Below are 20,307 nucleotides of genomic sequence, written 5' to 3' on the forward strand. Positions count from 1 at the left end.
GCGTCCCGGCTTCCCGATTGCCTTATTGCACCGTCTTGCCGGACGGCTGCCAGGCATATTTCAGCGTCAGCATAACGGTGCGCCCCTGTCCGTAGGCACAATAAGCGAGGCCGCCGAAGCAGTTCGTCACATAGGTCTTGTCGAACAGGTTGCTGGCGTTGAGCTGCGCCTTCCAGCCCTTCATGTCGGGGCGGAGATAGCCGAAGTCGTAGCTGACCATCGCATCGACCAGCGTGTAGGGATCGACTTCGATCGTGTTGGTGCCGTTGCCGTAGAGCTTGCCGACGTAACGCACGCCGGCGCCGACGCCGAGGCCGGCAAGCGAGCCGCCCAACCAGTCGTATTTGGCCCAGAGGGCGGCCTGGCTGAGCGCGACATTCGGCACATACTTGCCGACGGTGCCACTGTTGCTCTGCGTGACGCGCGGATCGATGTTGCCGTAGCTGGCGATGATCGAAAGTTCGCGGGTGAGGTTGCCGCGCGCCTCGAATTCGAAGCCCGTCACACGCACCTCGCCGGTCTGCACGCTGAACAACGGATTGACCGGATCGGTCGTCAGCACGTTCTGCTGGGTGAAGTCGAAATAGCCGGCTGTCAGCAGGAGGTTCATGCCGTTCGGCTGATACTTCACGCCGGCCTCCCAGCCTTCGCCTTCGGTCGGCTTGAACGGCTCGCCGAGACGGCTCGCGCCGCTGACCGGCATGAAGGAGGTGGAATAGTTGGCGTAAGGCGACAGGCCGAAATCGAACAGATAGTTCACGCCGACGCGGCCGGTGAAGGCGCTGTCGTCGGAGTGATAGGTGCCGGCCGTCGGGTAGATCGCAAAGCTCTTCAGGTCGTTCTTGGCCCGGTCCTGCCGGCCCGTCAGCGAGACGGTGAAGCGATCGACTTTGATCTGGTCCTGGACATAGACGCCGAGCTGCCTCTGCTCGGCGTCGGTCCGGATGAAAGGCGAAAGCGAGTCGAAGGACGGGATCGCGGCGCCGTAGACCGGATTGAAGACGTCGATCGCCGCGATGCCGGCCGTGCGATAATCGGAAGCGCCCTTCATGTACAGATAGTCCGAGCCGAACAGCAGCTTGTGCTTCAGGGGACCGGTGACGAAGTCGGCCTGCAACTGATTGTCGAGGGCGACGTTGTGCGTGCTCGACAGCACATAGTTCATCGAGCGGTTCAGCGAGCGCAGATCGGCCTGCAGTCCCTCGCTGCGGAACGCGGTCGTGTTGGTGCTGATTTTGGTGTAGCGGAAGTTCTGGCGGAACTGGAACACGCTGTTGAGGCGGTGCTCGAAGGCGTAACCGAACATCGCCTGCTCGTCGTGAACCTTGTCGACACCCGGCTCGCCGAGATAGCGGCTGTACGGAATCTTTCCGTTCGGGTTGGGAAGCAGCGTGCCCTGGCCGGGGACGTATTGCTGATACCCGTTGTTGTCGATCTGGTGATAGCTGCTCAGGAACGTGAGCGAGGTGTCGAGCGTCGGACGCCAGGTGAAGCTCGGCGCGATGAACAGCTTGTTGTCCTGCTGGTAATCGATCTGCGAGTTGGCGTCGCGGGCGAGGCCGACCAGCCGGTACATGAACTGCCCGTTCTTGTCGGCCGGGCCGCCGATGTCGAAGGCGCCCTGAAAGCGGTCGAAGGAGCCGTACTGGCCCTCGAATTCGTAATGCGGCGTATCCTTCGGCCGCTTGCTCACCATGTTGATGAAGCCGCCGGGATTGGTCTGGCCGTAAAGGCCGGACGAGGGGCCTTTCAGCACTTCGATGCGTTCGAGATTGTAGGGCTCGATGCGCGGCGCGGCCCACTGCGTGCCGGGATCGACCGGTAGCTTCAGCCCGTCGAGAAACTGCTCGGCGAGGAAGCCGCGTACATAGACGGGATCGAATCTCGAATTGGAGCTGTAGGCGTCGAGCGAGACGCCCGGCGTGTAACGCAGCGCCTGCGGCATCGACTGCGCCTGCTGGTCCTGGATCTGGTCCTTCGGCACCACCGAGATCGATTGCGGGGTTTCGAGCAGCGGCGTGTCGGTTTTGGTGGAGGTGACGCTCTGCCTGGCCTGATAGCCCTCGACCGGACCGGTGCCGCTTTCCGCGACGCTCTGGACATCGATGGTCGGCAGCGTGGTGGAAGTGGACTGGGCCTGTGCCGCGGTCGCGATGGCGACGACGCCGAAGACCTGCATCAGAGACTTTGCCGCGCCGCCTGCAAGACGCGACCGATACCGAACCAAACCGAAATGACTGAACACGCTCGACCCCCGAATGAAATACCTTCGGGGCCAATACCAGAGCGATCCCTGATCAAGAAGAAAAACTTAACAATTTCAAATGATTATAGGGAGGTAGATTTTAATTGTTCTCAACTGAAAACAGTCGCTATGGCGATGAAATCCGTGACGGAATCCGCGCGCGCCATCACCGGTAAGGTGTGCGCCGAAAGCGATCGAAAGTCGCCGCTGCGATTTGTCACGCCATGATGCACGGCGGACACATGCCGCGCGCGTGACCGCATCAGCTTTTCTGATGCGCGCGGCGTTCCGTGTTGCTTATTTCACCGGCACGACACGCAGGATGCGGCCGTCGCTCGAGTCGGTGGCGAGATAGAGCGCGCCGTCCGGCCCCTGCCGCACGTCGCGGATGCGCTCGTCGAGCTTTTCCAGCAGGCGCTCTTCCTTCGCCACCTTGTCGCCGTCGAGTTCGAGCCGCACCAGCATGTGCGAGACGAGACCGCCGACGAACAGGTTGCCTTTCCACTTCGGGAACAGCGTGCCGGTGTAGAACGCCATGCCGGACGGCGCGATCGAGGGTACCCAGTAATAGATCGGCTGCTCCATGCCGTCCTTGTGCGTGCCTTCGTGGATTTTTGCGCCGTTATAGTCGATGCCGTAGCCGATCACCGGCCAGCCGTAGTTCTTGCCGGCCTGCGGAATGTTGATCTCGTCGCCGCCGCGCGGGCCGTGCTCGATTTCCCAATACTGTCCGGTGGCGGGATTGATCGCGGCGGCCTGCGGGTTGCGGTGTCCGTAGGACCAGATCTCCGGCCGTGCGCCGATCTTGCCGAGAAAGGGGTTGTCCTTCGGCACCGCGCCGTCGGGTCCGATGCGCACGACCTTGCCGAGATGGTTCGACAGGTTCTGCGCCTCGTCGCGCGTCGAGAAATGCTCGCCCATCGCCAGCAGCAGATTGTTGTCCGGCATCTGCACGATGCGGCAGCCGTAGTGATTGCCGGTCGAGGCGGGGCCAAGCTGGCGGAAGATCACCTTGACGTTGGCGAGACCGGCCGCATCGAGCGTGGCGCGCGCGAGCGCGGTGCGACCGCCGCCCTCGAACGGCTCGGCGAAGCAGAAGTAGATCGTCTTGCTGGTCGCGAAGTTGCGGTCGAGCGCGACATCCAGCATGCCGCCCTGGCCGCGCGCGAACACCGTCGGCACGCCGGCCAGCGGCGGCTGCAAGGCGCCGTCTTTTGTCACGACGCGAATCCGGCCCGGCCGCTCGGTCACCAACATGCCGCCGTCCGGCAGGAACGCGATCGACCACGGATGATCGAGGCCCTTGGCAAAGGTCTCCACCTTGATGCGGCCGTGCTGGGTGCGGAACACCTGCGCCGAGGCCGGCCATGCGACAAGCATTGCCAAAAGAATGAAAAGCGCCGCAGCGGGTGCTGTGACGGTGCGCATGGACATCTCCGCCGGTTGGATCGCTACTTTGCGCGATAACACCGGCGGGCGAAAGTCCGCATCGATAATATTTTATTGATCAGCCGCGCGCGCTCAGCGGCTGCGTGACGGTCGCCAGCGATCGCTCCGCGACGGGCCCGGTGGCGTGACCGCTTTCCACGCGGCCAAAGCTCATCGCCGTGGCGGCGACGACGATGCAGATCGCCAGCATCATCCCGGTCACCAGCGCGGTAAGCGCGGCGTTGGGGCGCGGCGGCACGAGTTGCGGCGTGCTGCCGAAGCCGTGGTCCGCGGCGGCGTCCTCGATGTCGTCGTCCGAACGAATCAGTTGTTCCATGCCGCAATCATCGCGCGCGAAGCGGGCGTGGCCCCGGCAGGATTTGGGCGGCGCGATTGAGGAACCTTGGCGGTTTTGTGAATCCGGTTAATGCAACCTTAAAGCGCGGCGTCGAGCGCTTCCGGCGCCGCCATCATCGCGACGTGGCCGGGCTGGGCGCCGACGCGGGCGAGCCAGGCCCGCACGGCGGGATAGGGCGTCAGGTCGAAGTCGCACTGACCGGCGACATGCGTGTAGGCGTAAAGCGCGATGTCGGCGATGGTGTAGCGGCCGGCGGCGAACCAGTCGTTCGCGGCGAGGTGCTTCTCCATCACGCCGAGCGCGGCGTGGCCCTGTTCCATCCAGTCCTCGATGGCGTGCTGCTGCAATTCGCGGCCGCCGCGGATCAGCGCCAGCCAGAAATAGGCGGCGCCGATATTCGGCTCGAGACTGTGCTGTTCGAAGAACATCCATTGCAGCGCCTCGGCGCGCTCGATCTTGTCGTCTGGCGCGAGCTGCGTGCCGGCGGCGAGGTACCAGAGAATGGCGTTCGATTCGGCGAGGTAGCGGCCGGGCGCGACCTCCAGCAGCGGTACCCGGCCGCTCGGGTTCTTGGCGAGGAAATCGGGTGTGCGGCTCTCGCCCTTGAGGATGTCGATCTCGACCCGGTTGTGCGGAATGTCGAGCTGGGCCAGCACCAGGCGAGCCTTGTAGCTGTTGCCGGAGCGCTGCATCGAATAGAGCGTGTACATCGTCGGTCTCTTCACGTCGTCGCGACGGACGCGGACTTGAGGGATCATTATGGCGGGGCCAAGTCCGGCAAGCAAAGTCGGCCAAGCAAATCGGCATGCGAAGCGCGATGCCGCCGCCGGCGGGCCTCGAAGCAGGGGCATGCTGCGGATCGGGAAATCCGGGCGATTTTATTCCGCGGCGACGCGGCGCGCACGGGCAAAGTCGCGCAAGGCGTCGTCGTCGGTCGGCACCAGCGGCGTGAAATCGCGATGGGCGATCCACTCGGCCCGCGTGAATTTCGTGATGTGGTTGGAAACCGCGCACAGCGTCAGATAGACGATCTTGCGCGGGTAGGGCGTGATGTTCGGCGGCGAGGCGTGGACGAGGTTGCCGTGGAACATCAGCACCGAGCCGGGCTTGCCGGTCGGCGCGACGATGCCGACGCCGCCATTGGCGGCTTCCGCCTCGCGCGCGAGGTTGGTCACGGTGTCCTTGTCAAGCGTCCACAGCGGGTATGACGTCGTCAGCTTGTCGTGGCCGGCCTGCAACACGCCCTGCCGGTGACTGTTCGGGATCAGCAGCAGCGGGCCGTTGATCGGCATCACCTCGTCGAGAAACACCGCGATGTTCATCGCGCGCGGCTCGGGCATGCCGTCGTCGCGCGCCCATGTGCCGTAATCCTGATGCCATTGCCAGACGTCGCCCTCGAAAGCGGCCTTGGCGTTGAGCTTGAACTGGTGGACGTAAACGTCTTCGCCGAACAGTTGCCGCAGCGGCTCGACAAGGCGCGGGCTGCGCGACAAGAGGCCGAACACCTCGCTGAAGGTATGCGCGGCGAAGGCGGTGCGCGGCGCGCCGGTCTTTTCGCGCCAGACTTCCTGACGGTCGAGCTTGAGGATGCTGTCGGCTTCCGCGCGCAACAGCGCGATCTCGTCCTCGGAGAAGCAGTCGGGGAAGAAGCAATAGCCCTGTTCGTCGAAAGCCTTGAGCTGCTCGCTGGAAAGCTTCATGGCGCGCTCCCTTGGAAACCGGGTTGCGGCCGTTCGCCGGCTCTTGTGCCGCTATTTTACGCCGCCGGTGGCGAAACGCCACCGTTCCGCAGGGCCGGTTTCCACGCTGGCGCGGTGCAGCAAAAGGGCGAAGGCGGCCAGCATCAGCGGCGCGGCAAGCGGGATCAGGGTTGCTTCCGCGAGCGAGCGCGCAACGAGCGGCATGAACCAGAGCGCGGCGAGCAGCGTCTTCTGCCACGGCGCGAAGCCGCGTTCGAAACCGTCGACGGCGAGGAAGGCGAGCGCCGGGGCGAGCAGCATCAGGTCGTAGTCGAGGCTGTAGGGCGTCGCGAGCAGGGTGCCGATCATCAGCGCGGCGGCCTTGAGCGCGAAGGGCGCCGCCGAGCGCCACAGCCATGCCAGCGATACCGCGACGGCGAGGCTGACGGCGCCCTGCACCGCATAGGCGAGCGGCACGCCGCCGCTCCACATCCGCACCCAGGAGAACACGCTCTGGATCTTGTGCCAGCCGGTGCCGCCCTGTTCGAGCACCACCTCGCGGGTGAATTTGCTTGAGGCCAGGAAGGCGCTCCACACCTCGACGCCGAAGGCGAGCGTCACCGCGAGCGTCATCAGCGCCACGGTCGCGGCGGCGGCGGCGAAGACGCGCCAGCGTCCGCTCGCGGCGAGCACCAGCGGGACGAGCAGGCCGAACTGCGGCTTGTAGGCGAGCAGGCCGATCAGGATGCCGGCGAGGATCGGACGGCGGTCGAGCTGCAGCAGCGCGCCACCCATCAAGGCGGCGGTGAGAAAGCCGTTGTGGCCCTGGCCGAGATTGATGACGACGGCGGGAAAGGCGACGGCGAGCAGGAGCCAGAGCGGCTCGGCGCGGCCGGCCACGCCGCGCATCGCCCAGAGATAAAGGCCGAGCGTCGAGGCTTGCCACACCAGCAGCGCCAGCCAGTACGGCATGGTGGCGAGCAGCGCGGCAAGGCCGAGGAAGAACGGCGGGTAGTGCCAGCCGTAGAACTGGGTCGCCGGCCCGAAGATCGCCTGCTCGCGCGCGAACTGGCGGGCGGGATCGAACGGGGCGGCGGCCTTGCCGTCCAGCACATAGGTGCCGGCGGCGTAGACATTGGAGAAGTCGGTGCCGAGCGGCCGGCCCTGATGATCGTTCAGCCCGTCCGAGGTGGCGGCGAGCCAGACGAGGCCGGCCAGCGAGGCGATCAGCACGGCCGCCGCAACGAGGCGCACCCGCTCGCGGGTCAGCCAGCGTCCGGTGCGCAGAGCGTCGATCAAGGCGGCCATGCCGGGTGTCTAGCAGGGCCGTGTTTAAGGAGGGGTTAGGCCATCAACAGCCTTGATAAAACGATCATTTTTTGCGGCTTGCGGCGGCGCAAAACCGCCATTACCAAAGCCCCGCCCGGCCGCGGATGCGCCCGGCAGCCCGGATCTCTGGAGACACCAATGGCCTTCCTCGCCGACCACCTCAAGCGCATCAAGCCGTCGCCGACCATCGCGGTGACGGATAAAGCGCGCGCGCTGAAGGCGGCGGGACGCAACGTCATCGGCCTCGGCGCCGGCGAGCCGGACTTCGACACGCCGGAGAACATCAAGGAAGCCGCGATCAAGGCGATCCGCACCGGCAAGGCGTCGAAGTACACGCAGGTCGACGGCATGGCGGAATTGAAGGAAGCCGTCGTCGCGAAGTTCAAGCGCGAGAACGGCCTCACTTACAAGCCGTCGCAGATCACGGTCGGCGCCGGCGGCAAGCAGGTGCTCTACAACGCCTTCATGGCGACGATGAACCCCGGCGACGAGGTCATCATCCCGGCGCCGTACTGGGTGAGCTATCCCGACATGGTGCTGCTCGCGGGCGGCACGCCGGTGCCGGTCGTCGCCGGCATGGAGCAGGGCTTCAAGGTGACGGCCGCCGCGCTCGAAAAGGCGATCACGCCGAAGACCAAGTGGTTCCTCCTGAACTCACCGTCGAACCCGACCGGCGCGGCCTACACGCAGGCGGAACTCAAGGCGCTGACCGACGTGCTGATGAAGCACAGCCATGTCCACGTCATGACCGACGACATGTACGAGCACCTTGTCTATGACGACTTCAAGTTCTTCACGCCGGCGCAGGTCGAGCCGGCGCTGTACGAGCGCACGCTGACGATCAACGGCACCTCGAAGGCTTATTGCATGACCGGCTGGCGCATCGGCTATGCCGGCGGGCCGGAGCCGCTCATCAAGGCGATGGCGATGATCCAGTCGCAGTCCACGACCAACCCGGCGGCGGCCTCGCAGTGGGCGGCGGTCGAGGCGCTGAACGGTCCGCAGGATTTCATCGCGAAGCACAACACGATCTTCAAGGAGCGCCGCGATCTCGTGGTGTCGATGCTCAACCAGGCGAACGGCATCAAGTGCCCGATGCCGGAGGGCGCGTTCTACGTCTATCCGTCCTGCGAAGGCACGATCGGCAAGACGACGGCGAGCGGCAAAAAACTCGCGACCGACGAGGATTTCGTCACCGAGCTTCTCGAAGCCGAGGGCGTCGCGGTGGTGCATGGCTCGGCCTTCGGCCTTGGCCCTGCCTTCCGCATTTCCTATGCGACCAAGCAGGAAGATCTCGAAGAAGCCTGCCGCCGCATCCAGCGTTTCTGCGGCAATTTGAAGTAACGCCGCCGGCTCGCTGCCGGATATCCGACACAAACACGCGCTAGATCATCGTCAGGCGCATCACGCTTCTCCGGTCTTCATCGGGAGGCGCGCGGATGCTTGCGCATTCGTGCGCGCCGATCCGTTCCCATCATTCACATTGAAACGTCAGGAGTGACTCCATGACCAAAGCAGCCATTGGATTTTCCGCCATTGCCGTTGCCGCCGCCTTGTTGAGCGCCGCGCCGGTGCAGGCGCAGGCCGCCGGAAAAGTCGGCACGCTGGATTGCGATATCTCCGGCGGCGTCGGCCTCATCATCGGCTCGCAGAAGGGGATGACCTGCCGCTTCCTGCCTTCGGCCGGCGGGCCGGGCGAAATCTATACCGGCACGATCACCAAATTCGGCCTCGATATCGGCGGCACCGTCGGCGGCAAGATGGTCTGGACCGTGGTTGCGCCGGGCTCGCCGGTGCCGGGCGCGCTCGCCGGCAGCTATGGCGGCGCCACCGCCGAGGCGACCGTCGCCGCGGGTCTCGGGGCGAACGTGCTGGTCGGCGGCTCGAGCCGCACCGTCGCGTTGCAGCCGCTCTCCATTCAGGGGCAGGGCGGTCTCAACCTCGCCGTCGGCGTGTCGCAGTTGACGCTGCGTCCGCTGTAGCACCGGAACGACGTGTTTCATGTGCGGCGGCTGGGCCTCGGGCGCGGCCGCCGCTTTCCTGCCGGCCGCCGCGCGAATCGGGGCCGGATGACATAAGCTGGCCGGGATGATTCTCCGCAGCTTCGTTTTCGCCTGCATGCTGGCGCTGCCGGCTCTGTCGCCAAGGCCCACCGCCGCGCAGGAGCCTGCGGCCGACCGCATCCTCGTCGGCACGCAGCTCTCCGCCTCGAACGCCGCGCTGTTCGTCGCGATGGGCAAGAAATATTTCGAGGACGAGCGCCTCAATGTCGAGGTGCGCAGCTTCGCCTCCAACGACGAACTGCTGAAGGTGCTGGCGGAAGGCCGCGTCGATTTCGCGACGCTCGAGTTTTCCGCTGCGGCTTTCACGGCCGCCGGCAAGGGCACGATCAAGGCGATCGCGGCGCAGGCGCGCGAGCACAAGGACTTCGAAGGCAACGAGGTGGTCGCCTCGATCCGCGCCTATGGCCGCGGCCTGCACAAGATGAAGGATCTCGCCGGGCGCACGGTGGCGCTGACGCATCTCGGCTCGCCCTACCACTATCAACTCGGGCAGATCGCCAAGGCGGGGCAGTTCGATCTCGACAAGGTGACGATCAAGCAGTTGCGGACGCTCGAGGAGGTGTCCGAGGCGATCAACAACGACCGCGCCGACGCCGCGGTGCTGCCGGTGCATTACGCGCGCGCCCTGCTGATGGCGAGCCAGGCGCGGCTGATCGGCTGGTGCTCCGAGGTCGATCAGCCGCAACTCGGCGCGCTGTTCGCGTCGAGCAAGACGATCGCGTCGAAGCGGCCGATGATCGAGAAATTCCTCAACGCCTATCGCCGCGGCGCGGCGGAATTCACCGGCGCGATGATGCGGCGCGACCGTTTCGCCAAGCGCATCTTCGACGCGCGTTCGCGCGGCATTGCCACGATGGTCGGGCGTTACGTCTATTCGCATCTGCCGGCCGACCGCGCCATGATCGCAATCGAGACGACTGCTTATTATGTCGACCCCCAAGCCAGGCTCGATGTCGGCGATGTCGCGCGCCAGGTCGAATGGCTCAAGGCGCAGGGCCTCGTCGGCGCGGATGTCGATCCGAAGGCGATCGTCGATACGAGCTTCACGAATTAGATCGGCGCAGTCGTAGACCGCTCACCCCCGCGAAAGCGGGGGTCCGAACAAAATTGTTTGACGCTCAAATGGATTCCCGCTTGCGCGGGAATGAGCGGAGTTTAGTGCAGCCGGATCACACTTTAGCCCCGTTCCGCGACGAGTTTCGATCACGTCTTATATCGCCCCTTGCCAGTGCGGCGGATGCCTGAGACGATATCGAGACGGGCCGGGTGACAGGTCCTTCACTCCCCCGGCCGCGAGGGAGGCAGGTATGGCCCAAAACGGCGCCAAAGGCTCCTTGGGTCCCCGGTGCATTGCACTCGTGGGGCCGTTTCAGAGCGGCAAGACCACACTTCTCGAAGCGATCCTGGCGCGCACCGGCGCGATCCCGCGGCAGGGCTCGGTCGATGCCGGCACGTCGGTCGGCGACGCCGGCAAGGAAGCGCGCCACCACAAGATGAGCGTCGAGCTGACCGCGGCGACCGCCGATTTCATGGGCGACAGCTACACCTTTCTCGATTGCCCCGGCTCCATCGAATTCATGCACGACATGCGCGCGGCGCTGCCGCTGGTCGATGCCGCGGTCGTCGTCTGCGAACTGGACGACAAGAAGACCGCGCAGCTGCAACTGATCCTGCGCGAACTCGAAGAGCAGAACATTCCGCGTATCCTGTTCGTCAACAAGATCGACAAGGCGAGCCAGTCGGTGCACGACGCGCTGTCCCTGCTGCAACCGGCCTCGCGCACGAAGCTGCTGGCGCGGCAACTGCCGAGCTTCTCCGGCGAGATCATCACCGGTTTCGTCGATCTCGCGCTGGAGCGCGCCTTTGTTTACAAGGAGAGCGCGCCCTCCGAGGTCATCGACATCGCCGACACCGAGCGCGACCGCGAAAAGGCGGCGCGTTTCGCGATGCTCGAGGCGCTCGCCGACCACGACGACGACCTGATGACGCAACTGCTCGAGGACATCGAGCCGCCGCGCGACAAGGTGTTCGACGACCTGTCGAAGGACATGCGCGACGGGCAGGTGGTGCCGGTGCTGATGGGCGTCGCGACGCGCACCAACGGCGTGCTGCGGCTGCTGAAGGCGCTGCGCCACGAGACGCCGGGCATCGCCGCGACCGCCAAGCGCCTCGGCGTCAACGGCAAGGCCGAGGCGGTGGCCGGCGTCATCAAGACCTGCCACACCACGCATGGCGGCAAGCTGTCGATTGCGCGCATGCTGGCGGGCCAGGCCGGCGACGGCACGGTGTTCAACACGCCGGAGCAGGAAGCGGGCCGCGTCTCCGGCGTGTTCAAGCTGCTCGGCAGCCAGATCGAAAAGCGCGGGCCCGCGCAGGCCGGCGAGACGGTGGCGTTCGGCAAGCTCGATCATGCAAGGACCGGCGACACGCTGTCGGCCGGCAAGACGCCGCACGCCGCGGTCGTCGACATCGCCGCCTATCCGCCGGTGCTGGCGGTCGCGGTCGCGGCGCGCGAGCGCAAGGACGACGTCAAGCTCGGCATCGCGCTCAACAAGCTGACCGACGAGGACCCCTCGCTCAGCGTCGTCCACAACGCGGATATTTCCGAAGTGGTGATGTGGGGGCAGGGCGAGATGCACCTGCGGGTCGCCGGCGAGCGGCTGTCCGAACGCTACGGCGTCGGCGCGGTGACGCATCCGCCGACCGTCGGCTACCGCGAGACGATCCGCAAGCCGGTAACGCAGCGCGGCCGGCACAAGAAACAGTCCGGCGGCCACGGCCAGTTCGGCGACGTGGTGCTGGAGATCAAGCCGCTGCCGCGCGGTTCGGGCTTCGTGTTCGAGGACCGCATCACCGGCGGCGTGGTGCCGCGCAATTACATTCCGTCGGTGGAAGAGGGCGTCGCCGACGCGCTCAAGCACGGCCCGCTCGGCTTCCCGGTGGTGGACCTGCAGGTGGCGCTGACCGACGGCAGCTATCACACGGTCGATTCCTCCGACATGGCGTTCCGCACCGCCGGACGCATCGGCATCGTCGAGGGGCTGCCTCAGTGCCAGCCGGTGCTGCTGGAGCCGATCCATCTCGTCGAGATCGTCTGCCCGAGCGAGGCGACCGCGAAGATCAACGCCATCTTGTCCGGGCGGCGCGGGCAGATCCTCGGCTTCGACACCCGCGAAGGCTGGCCGGGCTGGGACTGCGTGCGGGCGCAGATGCCGGAGGCCGAGATCGGCGACCTCATCATCGAATTGCGCTCGGCGACCGCCGGCGTCGGCTCGTTCTCCTTCAAGTTCGACCACATGGCGGAATTGATCGGCCGTACCGCCGACCAGATCGTCGCGGCGCGGCGGGCGGCGGAGTAATCGGCGCCGCGCGGGGTTGATACAAGTGTGCAATCCCGCAAGCGTGATTTGCCTGTGAGGGGCACGGATCGTACCCCTTTGTCACGCGCACGATTCCGCCAGAAGGACATGCCTGATGAACGTCATCCACCGCCGCGGCTGGAACATGCCCGAAAGCCAGGCGACCCCTGAGCATCTGTTTTTCAACCGGAGAGATTTTTTAATCGGCGGCGCAACTGCGATAGCAGCGAGTTCCTTCGCCGCCCCCGCATCGGCGCAGCGCGTCGCCGACGCCAAGGATCCGACCGCCGATCTCTATCCGGCCAAGCGCAATGAGATGTTCACGCTCGACCGTCCGGTGACCGACGAAAAGCTGAACGGCAACTTCAACAATTTCTACGAATTCGGCATGCAGAAGACTATCGCCGAGGCCGCGCAGGCGCTGCCGATCCGCCCGTGGACGGTGAAGATCGACGGCATGGTCGAGAAGGAGCAGACGCTCGACATCGATACGCTGATCCGCAAGGTCGGCATCGAGGAACGGCTCTATCGCCACCGCTGCGTCGAGGCGTGGTCGATGGCGGTGCCGTGGTCGGGCTTCCCGATGGCGAAGCTCGTCGCGATGGCGAAGCCGCTCGGCTCGGCGAAATATGTCCGCATGGAAACCTTCATGAACCCGAAGGTCGCCGGCGAGCAGCGCAAGACCTGGTATCCGTGGCCCTATGTCGAGGGGCTGACGATGGCGGAAGCCGGCAACGACCTGACGTTCCTCGTCACCGGCGCCTACGGTCATCCGCTGCCGAAGCAGCATGGCGCGCCGTTGCGGCTGGCAACGCCGTGGAAGTACGGCTTCAAGCACATCAAGTCGATCGTGCGTTTCACTTTCACCGACAAGCGGCCGGTCGGCTACTGGGAGATGTTGCAGTCGTCCGAATACGGCTTCTGGGCCAACGTGAACCCAGAGGTGCCGCACCCGCGCTGGAGCCAGGCGAGCGAGGAAGTGATCGGCACCGGTGAGCGGCGGCCGACGCTGCTGTTCAACGGCTACGGCGCGCAGGTCGCGGATCTCTACAAGGGCCTGGAAAAGACCGAGCGGCTCTGGGCTTGAGCGTTTCGACGTCTTCCGTTTTCGTCCGCCACTTCCTATCTGCAAAGCAACCTGTCCTTCCGGGAGGCTGCCTTGCTCCGTCTGTTTGCCATTCTCGCCGCCGTGGTCCTGCTGGTTCCAATGCTCGCGGCTTCGCCCGCACGCGCGGCGGAGGAGCCCGACCTGATCTTCAAGAAATCGACGGTGTTCAAATGGCTGACGCCGAACGACAAGCTCGCCACCTACGGGCTCGACGATCCGGAGGTGGAGGGCGTCGCCTGTCACTTCACGGTGCCGGAGAAGGGCGGCTTCAAGGGCTGGATCGGCGTCGCCGAAGAGGTGTCCGACATTTCGCTGTCGTGTCGGCAGATCGGACCGATCAAGTTCAAGAAGAAATTCGGGCAGGGCGAGGATGTGTTCCGCCAGCGCCGCTCGCTGTTCTTCAAGAAGATGCAGATCGTGCGCGGCTGCGACGTGAAGCGCAACGTGCTGGTCTACATGGTCTATAGCGACCGCATCATCGAGGGCTCGCCGAAGAACTCGACCTCGTCGGTGCCGATCATGCCGTGGGGCCAGCAGGCCGACGTCGCCAAATGCGGCGATTGGGTGGAAAAATAGCCTCGCCGCCGCAATACACGACCGGCGCGGATAACCGCGCCGCAATGCACAAACGGCGCGGGTCGCCGCGCCGTAGCGCAAAAGAAACCAAGCAAGAAAATGTGAGCGCCCGCCGACTCGGCGGGCGTGCTAGGCTGGGCGCAGTCGTGGCTCATGGGGCAACAATCCGAGGGCCGGCGAACGCAGGCACTTCGATTGTCCTTGCGCCATTGGGCCACCCAACGCTGAAAGCGAAGGGAGACCGCTCATGGCTCATTCCCATCTTCTGCTCGGCATCGGCACCGCGCCCGCGCATATCGACGTGCGCCGCATCGGCTTCGCCGATCTCAAGGATGCGTTGTCGAAGGGCTTCGACGACTTCATGGCGATGCCGACGCACGCCATGTTCCTGTGCGTCATTTATCCGGTGCTCGGCTTCGTGCTCGCGCGGCTCGCTTTCGGCTATCCGGTGTTCGAGCTGATCTACCCGATCGCGGCCGGCTTCGCGCTGGTCGGGCCGGTCGCGGCGCTCGGACTTTACGAGATGAGCCGGCGGCGCGAGGCGGGCCTGCCGGTGTCGGTCGCCAACGCCTTCGACGTCGTGCAGTCGTCGTCGATCGGCGCGATCCTGACGCTGGCGTTCATGCTGTTCGCGGTGTTCGGCCTCTGGCTCGCCGTCGCGCATGCGATCTATATCGCCCATTTCGGCTATGCGCAGCCGGCGACGATCGAAGGTTTCATCGTCGACCTGTTCGCCACCAAGGCCGGCTGGTCGATGATCGTGATCGGGAACGCGGTCGGCTTCTGCTTCGCGGTGGTGGCGCTCACGCTCGGCGTGGTGTCGTTTCCGCTGCTGCTCGACCGCGACGTCGGCGCCGCGGTCGCGCTGTCGACCTCGATCCGCGCGGTCGCCGCCAATCCGGTGGTGATGGCGGCGTGGGGCTTCATCGTCGCGGCGCTGCTGCTGATGGGCTCGCTGCCCTTCTTTCTCGGGCTGACGGTGGTGATGCCGGTGCTCGGCCATGCGACATGGCATCTCTATCGCAAGCTGGTCGATCCGGTCGGAAGCCCGCGTCCGGAACACCGGCCGCCGCCGAAGGAACGGCGCTACGCCGCCGATTTTCCGGTCAACCTGATCCGCTGGCGGTAGAGAGACGCCCCGCACGTTGTCGGCATCGTGAAAGCGGCGCGCTGCAAGGCGCGCCGCATTCGCGCGCCCGGTTGACAAACCCGAAGCCGGAATTTTAGGTTTAAAGTAATTGAACGGCTGACATCAGCCGGAATGGATAACCCATGTCCGAGCGTGCTATTGGCGAGCGTGCCATTGCATTGTCCGATGTCCGGCTGCAGCTCGGCGGCGTGGCGATCTACGACAATCTGAGTTTCGACGTCGGCAGCGGCGAATTCGTCTGCCTGCTCGGCCCCTCCGGCTGCGGCAAGTCGACGGCGCTGCGGCTGATCGGCGATCTCATTCCGGTGAACGAGGGCACGGTGACGGTCGAGGGCCGCACGCCCGGCGAGAGCTGGGAGCGCCTTGCCTATGTCTTTCAGTCGCCGCGGCTGTTGCCCTGGAAAGACACGCTCGACAACGCCGCCTTCGGCCTCGAAATGCGCGATCCGACGATGCCGGTTGCCGAGCGCCGTGCCCGGGCGGCGCGGCAGCTCGCCCGTGTCGGGCTCGCCGCCGACGCGCACAAGATGCCGGCGATGCTGTCCGGCGGCGAGCGCCAGCGCGTCGCGCTGGCGCGGGCGCTCGCGCTCGATCCGCATATCATCCTGCTCGACGAGCCGTTCTCGGCGCTCGACCCGACCACGCGGGTGCGACTGCGCCAGCAGCTCGTGGAACTGTGGCAGGAGACCGCCAAGACCGTGGTGTTCGTAACCCACGATGTCGACGAGGCGCTGTTCCTCGCGGACCGCATCATCGTGCTGTCCGGCAAGCCGTCGCGGGTCGTGGAAGCCGTCACGGTGACGGCGGCGCGGCCGCGACAGGTCGACAACGATCCCGAATTGCGCGCCATGCGCCGCGCGCTGCTCGACGCCTTTGCAACGATAGAAAACAACACGGTGGAGGAGAAACAATGAAGACCTGGCTGATGCGGGCGCTGCTCGCAATCGTCGTGGCGATGCCGGCCGCGGCGTCGGCGGAGACGACAATCAAGTTCGCCTATCTGGCGGACCCCTCGCACGAGGCCGCGATGTGGGCGCTCAAGCACGGCAAGGTGAAATCGGACAAGATCAAGATCGAAGCCACCGCGCTGCAGATCCCGGCGCTGATCCAGGCGACCGCGGCCAAGACCTACGACGTGGTGCAGACGGCGGCGATGGCGATCCCGCGCGCCCGCGCCCGCGGCCTCGATCTGCGCATCATCGGCACCGGCCTGCGCTACCACGCCTCCGGCGAGGGCGCCGGCATCTGGGTGAAGAAGGACAGCCCGATCAAAAGCGTGAAGGACCTCAAGGGCAAGAAGCTCGGCGTCTACTCGCTCGGCTCGGCAGGCATCACGCTGGTGCGCATTGCGCTTGCCGATGTCTACGGGCTCAACGTCGCGGTGCGCGGCGGCGACCTCGAATTCATCGAAACCCCGGCCCCGGCGCTGCCGGCGGCGCTTGCGTCCGGCAGCCTCGACGCCGCGACGCTGATCCACGCCCAGGCGTTCAAGGCGATGCAGACCGGCGAATTCGTCCCGATCGCGCAGATCGCGGGCGACCTCACCAAGAAGTATGGCTTGCGCATGGTTTCGGCGGTGCATGCCGGCTACGGCGAAAAGCTCGACGCCCACCCCGAGGACTACAAGGAGTTCCTGCGGGTGTTGAAGGCGTCGGAGCAATACGCGCTCAACCATCAGGACGAGGTGTTCAAGGCGGTTGGCGCCGAAACCAAGACCGACCCGGAGTTCTTCAAGGTGTGGTTCACCCGCTTCTCGGAATTTCCCGTCGATCTCACCGCCGACGACATGAAGGCGATCGATCTGCTGTGGAAGCGCGCGATCGACCTCGACATCCTGAAGAGCGCGCCGCCGGTCAAGGAGACCGTGTGGGCGCTGGCGGTCAAGAACTGAGGCGGTGACCGAAGTCACAGTCGACAGGGCGTCCGCTTCGCCGCCACGGCAGGCGGGGCGGGCGCTCGTCCTGCACGGTTTCACCGCGGCCGTGCTGCTCGCTTGGTTCGTCTATTCGCTGCTGGTTCCGGCCTATCAGGTGCCGGGACCGGATGTAGTGGCGCGCCGGATGCTCGGCTTCGTCACCGACCCGCTGCAGGCGATCCAGCTCGGCATTTCGCTCGGGCATGTCGTTTGCGCTATCGCGATCGCCTTCGTGATCGGTGCGGTTCTCGCATTCGTGGCGCATTTCGTGCCGGCCGCGCGTTTGCTGATCGACTCGCGGCTGACGCCCTTCCTCAACGCCTTCTCGGGCATTGGCTGGCTGTTTCTCGGCATCCTGTGGTTCGGCATCGACGACGTGACGGTGGTGTTCGCCGTCACGATGATCCTGATCCCGTTCGCGGCGATCAATCTGCGCGCCGGCCTCGAGGAACTCGATCGCGAGCTGATGGAGCTCGGCCTCAGCCTGACGCGGTCGCCGGTGCGGCGGCTCGTCAAGGTCGTGATCCCGATGCTGGTGCCTTACGCCTTCGCGGCGCTGCGCATCAGCTTCGGCGTCGCCTGGAAGGTGACGCTGACGGCGGAGCTGTTCGGCGGTAACGCCGGCGTCGGCTACATGCTCAACGTGGCGCGGCAGGAGTTCGATACCGAGACGATCTTCTCGGTGATCGTGTTCATCCTGCTGTTCGTCGCCTGCATGGAGACTTTCATCTTCCGCCCGCTGCAGCGGCGGCTCGACCGGAGATACGGCGCGTGACCGGGCGGGAACCATCGCGACTGGCGCAGCACGGCCTCGCCGAGAGCGCGGTGCTGCTGGCCGTGCTGGGCTGGTGGCTGACCGCGAAGGGGCTGCCGGCCTTCGTGTTGCCGGGGCCCGCGACGGTCGCCGCCGCGGTCGCCAGCTTCGCGGTCGACCCGTCCCTGCTGATCCATCTGGCGATCAGCTTCGGCCGCGTCGCGGTGGCGGTGCTGCTGGCGCTGGTGCTGTCGGTGTTGTTGGCGATGCTGGCGCGCCGCTCCCCGAACGTGCAGGCCGTGCTGGAACGGCGCGTGCTACTGGTGCTGAACAGCTTTCCGTCGGTCGGCTGGGCGATCCTCGGTGTGATCTGGTTCGGCGTCTCCAACCCGACCGTGATCTTCATCGAAACGGCGATCGTGCTGCCGTTTTGCCTGACGAACGCGCTGGAAGGCTTCCGCAACATCGATGCCGAGCTGGAGGAACTGGGCCGCAGCCTCAGCCGCAATCCCTGGCGGCGCTTTACCCGCATGACGCTGCCGCTGGTGATGCCGTTCCTCGCCGCCGGCCTGCGGATCTCCTACGGCATCTGCTGGAAGATCGCGCTGGTCGCCGAACTGTTCGGCGCGCAGTCCGGGCTCGGCTATCTCCTGTTGCAGGCGCAATCGACCGCCAACGCGGCGATGGTGTTTGCCTGCTGCTTCGTCATCGTCATCGTCGTCTTCGTCGTCGACGGTTTCGTTCTTGCGCCGCTGGCGCGCGCCTTCTCGAAAAACCGGGGTTTAGCATCATGAGCTCGTGGACGACCGTTCGCATCCCGCCGTCGCCGATGATTGCCGTCGATCATGCCGGGCAGGGCGACCTGCTGGTATTCCTGCATGGCATCGGCGGCAACAAGCGCAACTGGCACGACAATATCGGCGCCTTCGCCCAGTACTGGCATGCGGTGGCATGGGATGCGCGCGGCTACGGCGAGAGCGATGACTACGAGGGGCCGCTGAAGTTCACCGCTTATGCCGACGACCTCGCGCGGGTGCTCGACCATTTCAAGGCGCGCCGCGCGCATATCGTCGGCCTGTCGATGGGCGGGCGGATCGCGATGGACTTCGCGGCGCGCTATCCCGACCGGCTGCTGACGCTGACATTATGCGACACCCATCAGGGCTTCGCGCATTTCTCCGACGAGAAGAAGCGCGAGTTCATCCGCATCCGCAAGGAGCCGCTCGTCAACGGCGCGGAGCCGAAGGACATTGCCGGGCCGGTGGCGAAGACGCTGATCGGGTCGAAGGCGCCGAAGGAGGCGTTCGACAAGCTGGTCGACAGCATGTCGAGGCTGCACAAGGAGTCTTACATCAAGAGCATCGAAGCCTCGGTGATGGGCGATCACGGCGGCAGTCTCGGCAGCATCAAGGTGCCGACGCATGTGATCTGCGGCGGCGATGACAAGCTGACGACGCCCGAGATGGCGCGCGAGCTCGCCGCGCTTATCCCCGGCGCCAAACTGTCGATCGTTCCCGACGCCGGGCATCTGGTGAACATCGAAAAGCCCGCGGAATTTAACGCCGTGGCAATCGATTTCATTCGCGCGGCAGGGGCGTAATCGCCACCGCGCCCCGGCCACGCTATAATACCGCCATGCCGGGCGCGGTATCGCCCGCGTCGCGGCGTCGGCGTACGGAGGTAGTCATGTCGATCGATCCCGGCGGTATCGAAAAAGCCCAGGCTGCGGTCGAGACCGCGCTGCGCGAGCACTGGAAGCTGTTTCTCATCGAAGGCATCGTGCTCTTGATCCTCGGCGGCATCGCCGTGATCGCGCCGCCGTTGGCGACGCTCACCGTGACGCTGGTGCTCGGCTGGCTGTTCCTGATCTCCGGCGTGATCGGCCTCTACACGACATGGATGATGCGGGCGGCGCCCGGCTTCTGGTGGTCGCTTATCTCGGCGGCGCTCGCCATCCTGGTCGGCGGCATGCTGCTGGCGCGGCCGGTGACCGGCGCTTTCTCGCTGACGCTGGTGCTGATCGCGTTCTTCGTGGTCGAGGGCATCGCCTCGATCATGTATGCGACGAGCCATCGCAACACGCCGCGCTGGGGCTGGCTGCTGGTCAGCGGCATCGTCGACCTCGTGCTGGCGGCGATGATTTTCGCCGGCCTGCCGAGCACGGCGGCCTGGGCGGTCGGCCTGCTGGTCGGCATCAACATGATCTTCGGCGGCGCGGCGCTGGTCGCGATGGCGCTCGGCGCACGCAAGGGCGCCTGAGCGTCCGTCATCGCCCCGCCGGCTGTTTCCGAGCGCAGGTCCGCAGAACGGCGCTTTGACGCCATGCGGGCCGCGCCCTAAGCT

19 protein-coding genes are annotated in these 20,307 nt (G+C 65.7%); 13 read left to right on the forward strand and 6 right to left on the reverse strand.

Translation table 11 applies throughout. The annotated features are described in order from the left end of the window. Nucleotides 1-22: 22 nt before the first annotated feature. From AB7F10_RS14195 to AB7F10_RS14220, 6 genes are all read right to left on the reverse strand, one after another. Nucleotides 23-2,179, reverse strand: coding sequence for a TonB-dependent siderophore receptor (locus tag AB7F10_RS14195; RefSeq protein ID WP_428561956.1), 2,157 nt, complete (start codon nt 2,177-2,179; stop codon nt 23-25). A gap of 363 nt (nt 2,180-2,542) precedes the next feature. Next, nucleotides 2,543-3,673, reverse strand: coding sequence for a PQQ-dependent sugar dehydrogenase (locus AB7F10_RS14200; protein WP_428561954.1), 1,131 nt, complete (start codon nt 3,671-3,673; stop codon nt 2,543-2,545). Nucleotides 3,674-3,752: 79 nt separating this feature from the next. After that, on the reverse strand, nt 3,753-4,010 hold the full coding sequence (locus tag AB7F10_RS14205) for a hypothetical protein (RefSeq protein WP_428561952.1): 258 nt from the start codon (nt 4,008-4,010) through the stop codon (nt 3,753-3,755). A gap of 98 nt (nt 4,011-4,108) precedes the next feature. After that, the gene (locus tag AB7F10_RS14210; RefSeq protein ID WP_428561950.1) at nt 4,109-4,741 is read right to left on the reverse strand and encodes a glutathione S-transferase family protein; all 633 of its coding nucleotides are present in this window, start codon (nt 4,739-4,741) and stop codon (nt 4,109-4,111) included. Nucleotides 4,742-4,909: 168 nt separating this feature from the next. After that, a complete protein-coding gene (locus tag AB7F10_RS14215) occupies nt 4,910-5,731 on the reverse strand; it encodes a phytanoyl-CoA dioxygenase family protein (RefSeq protein WP_428561948.1) in 822 nt (273 codons plus the stop codon). A 51-nt stretch (nt 5,732-5,782) separates the two neighbouring features. Next, the gene (locus tag AB7F10_RS14220; RefSeq protein WP_428561946.1) at nt 5,783-7,018 is read right to left on the reverse strand and encodes a glycosyltransferase family 87 protein; all 1,236 of its coding nucleotides are present in this window, start codon (nt 7,016-7,018) and stop codon (nt 5,783-5,785) included. Between the two features lie 159 nt (nt 7,019-7,177). On the opposite strand from AB7F10_RS14220, the gene AB7F10_RS14225 reads away from it, so the two are divergent. From AB7F10_RS14225 to AB7F10_RS14285, 13 genes are all read left to right on the forward strand, one after another. After that, entirely contained in the window at nt 7,178-8,383 is a 1,206-nt protein-coding gene (locus tag AB7F10_RS14225) for a pyridoxal phosphate-dependent aminotransferase (RefSeq protein WP_428561944.1), read from the forward strand. A gap of 161 nt (nt 8,384-8,544) precedes the next feature. Continuing rightward, nucleotides 8,545-9,021, forward strand: coding sequence for a DUF992 domain-containing protein (locus AB7F10_RS14230; RefSeq protein ID WP_428561942.1), 477 nt, complete (start codon nt 8,545-8,547; stop codon nt 9,019-9,021). Nucleotides 9,022-9,127: 106 nt separating this feature from the next. Next, entirely contained in the window at nt 9,128-10,156 is a 1,029-nt protein-coding gene (locus AB7F10_RS14235; protein WP_428561940.1) for an ABC transporter substrate-binding protein, read from the forward strand. 253 nt (nt 10,157-10,409) lie between these two features. Beyond that, nucleotides 10,410-12,461: an elongation factor G gene (locus tag AB7F10_RS14240; protein ID WP_428561938.1), complete on the forward strand. Its 2,052-nt coding sequence runs from the start codon at nt 10,410-10,412 to the stop codon at nt 12,459-12,461. Between the two features lie 115 nt (nt 12,462-12,576). Further along, nucleotides 12,577-13,548: a protein-methionine-sulfoxide reductase catalytic subunit MsrP gene (gene msrP, locus AB7F10_RS14245; protein ID WP_428561936.1), complete on the forward strand. Its 972-nt coding sequence runs from the start codon at nt 12,577-12,579 to the stop codon at nt 13,546-13,548. A 120-nt stretch (nt 13,549-13,668) separates the two neighbouring features. After that, on the forward strand, nt 13,669-14,145 hold the full coding sequence (locus AB7F10_RS14250; protein ID WP_428562459.1) for a CreA family protein: 477 nt from the start codon (nt 13,669-13,671) through the stop codon (nt 14,143-14,145). A gap of 247 nt (nt 14,146-14,392) precedes the next feature. Continuing rightward, nucleotides 14,393-15,274, forward strand: coding sequence for a DUF2189 domain-containing protein (locus AB7F10_RS14255; RefSeq protein WP_428561934.1), 882 nt, complete (start codon nt 14,393-14,395; stop codon nt 15,272-15,274). Between the two features lie 143 nt (nt 15,275-15,417). Next, nucleotides 15,418-16,209, forward strand: a complete 792-nt coding sequence (locus tag AB7F10_RS14260; RefSeq protein ID WP_428561932.1) for an ABC transporter ATP-binding protein — start codon at nt 15,418-15,420, stop codon at nt 16,207-16,209. Beyond that, complete coding sequence (locus tag AB7F10_RS14265; RefSeq protein ID WP_428561930.1) at nt 16,206-17,186, forward strand: ABC transporter substrate-binding protein; 981 nt, start codon at nt 16,206-16,208, stop codon at nt 17,184-17,186. Before AB7F10_RS14260 ends, AB7F10_RS14265 begins: the two co-directional genes overlap by 4 nt. Before the next feature lie 4 nt (nt 17,187-17,190). After that, a complete protein-coding gene (locus AB7F10_RS14270; protein ID WP_428561928.1) occupies nt 17,191-17,985 on the forward strand; it encodes an ABC transporter permease in 795 nt (264 codons plus the stop codon). Beyond that, nucleotides 17,982-18,758 carry an ABC transporter permease gene (locus tag AB7F10_RS14275; protein ID WP_428561926.1) on the forward strand — a complete coding sequence of 259 codons (777 nt, stop codon included), beginning with the start codon at nt 17,982-17,984 and terminating at the stop codon, nt 18,756-18,758. The genes AB7F10_RS14270 and AB7F10_RS14275 overlap by 4 nt, the downstream gene beginning before the upstream one ends. Then, nucleotides 18,755-19,564, forward strand: a complete 810-nt coding sequence (locus AB7F10_RS14280; protein ID WP_428561924.1) for an alpha/beta fold hydrolase — start codon at nt 18,755-18,757, stop codon at nt 19,562-19,564. Before AB7F10_RS14275 ends, AB7F10_RS14280 begins: the two co-directional genes overlap by 4 nt. 86 nt (nt 19,565-19,650) lie before the next feature. Further along, nucleotides 19,651-20,223 (forward strand): HdeD family acid-resistance protein, encoded by a 573-nt coding sequence (locus tag AB7F10_RS14285; RefSeq protein WP_428561922.1) that lies wholly within the window; start codon nt 19,651-19,653, stop codon nt 20,221-20,223. The last annotated feature ends 84 nt before the right edge of the window (nt 20,224-20,307 follow it).

Origin of the sequence: Pseudolabrys sp. (genome assembly GCF_050250095.1) — a bacterium.
Taxonomy (GTDB): Bacteria; Pseudomonadota; Alphaproteobacteria; order Rhizobiales; family Xanthobacteraceae; genus Pseudolabrys.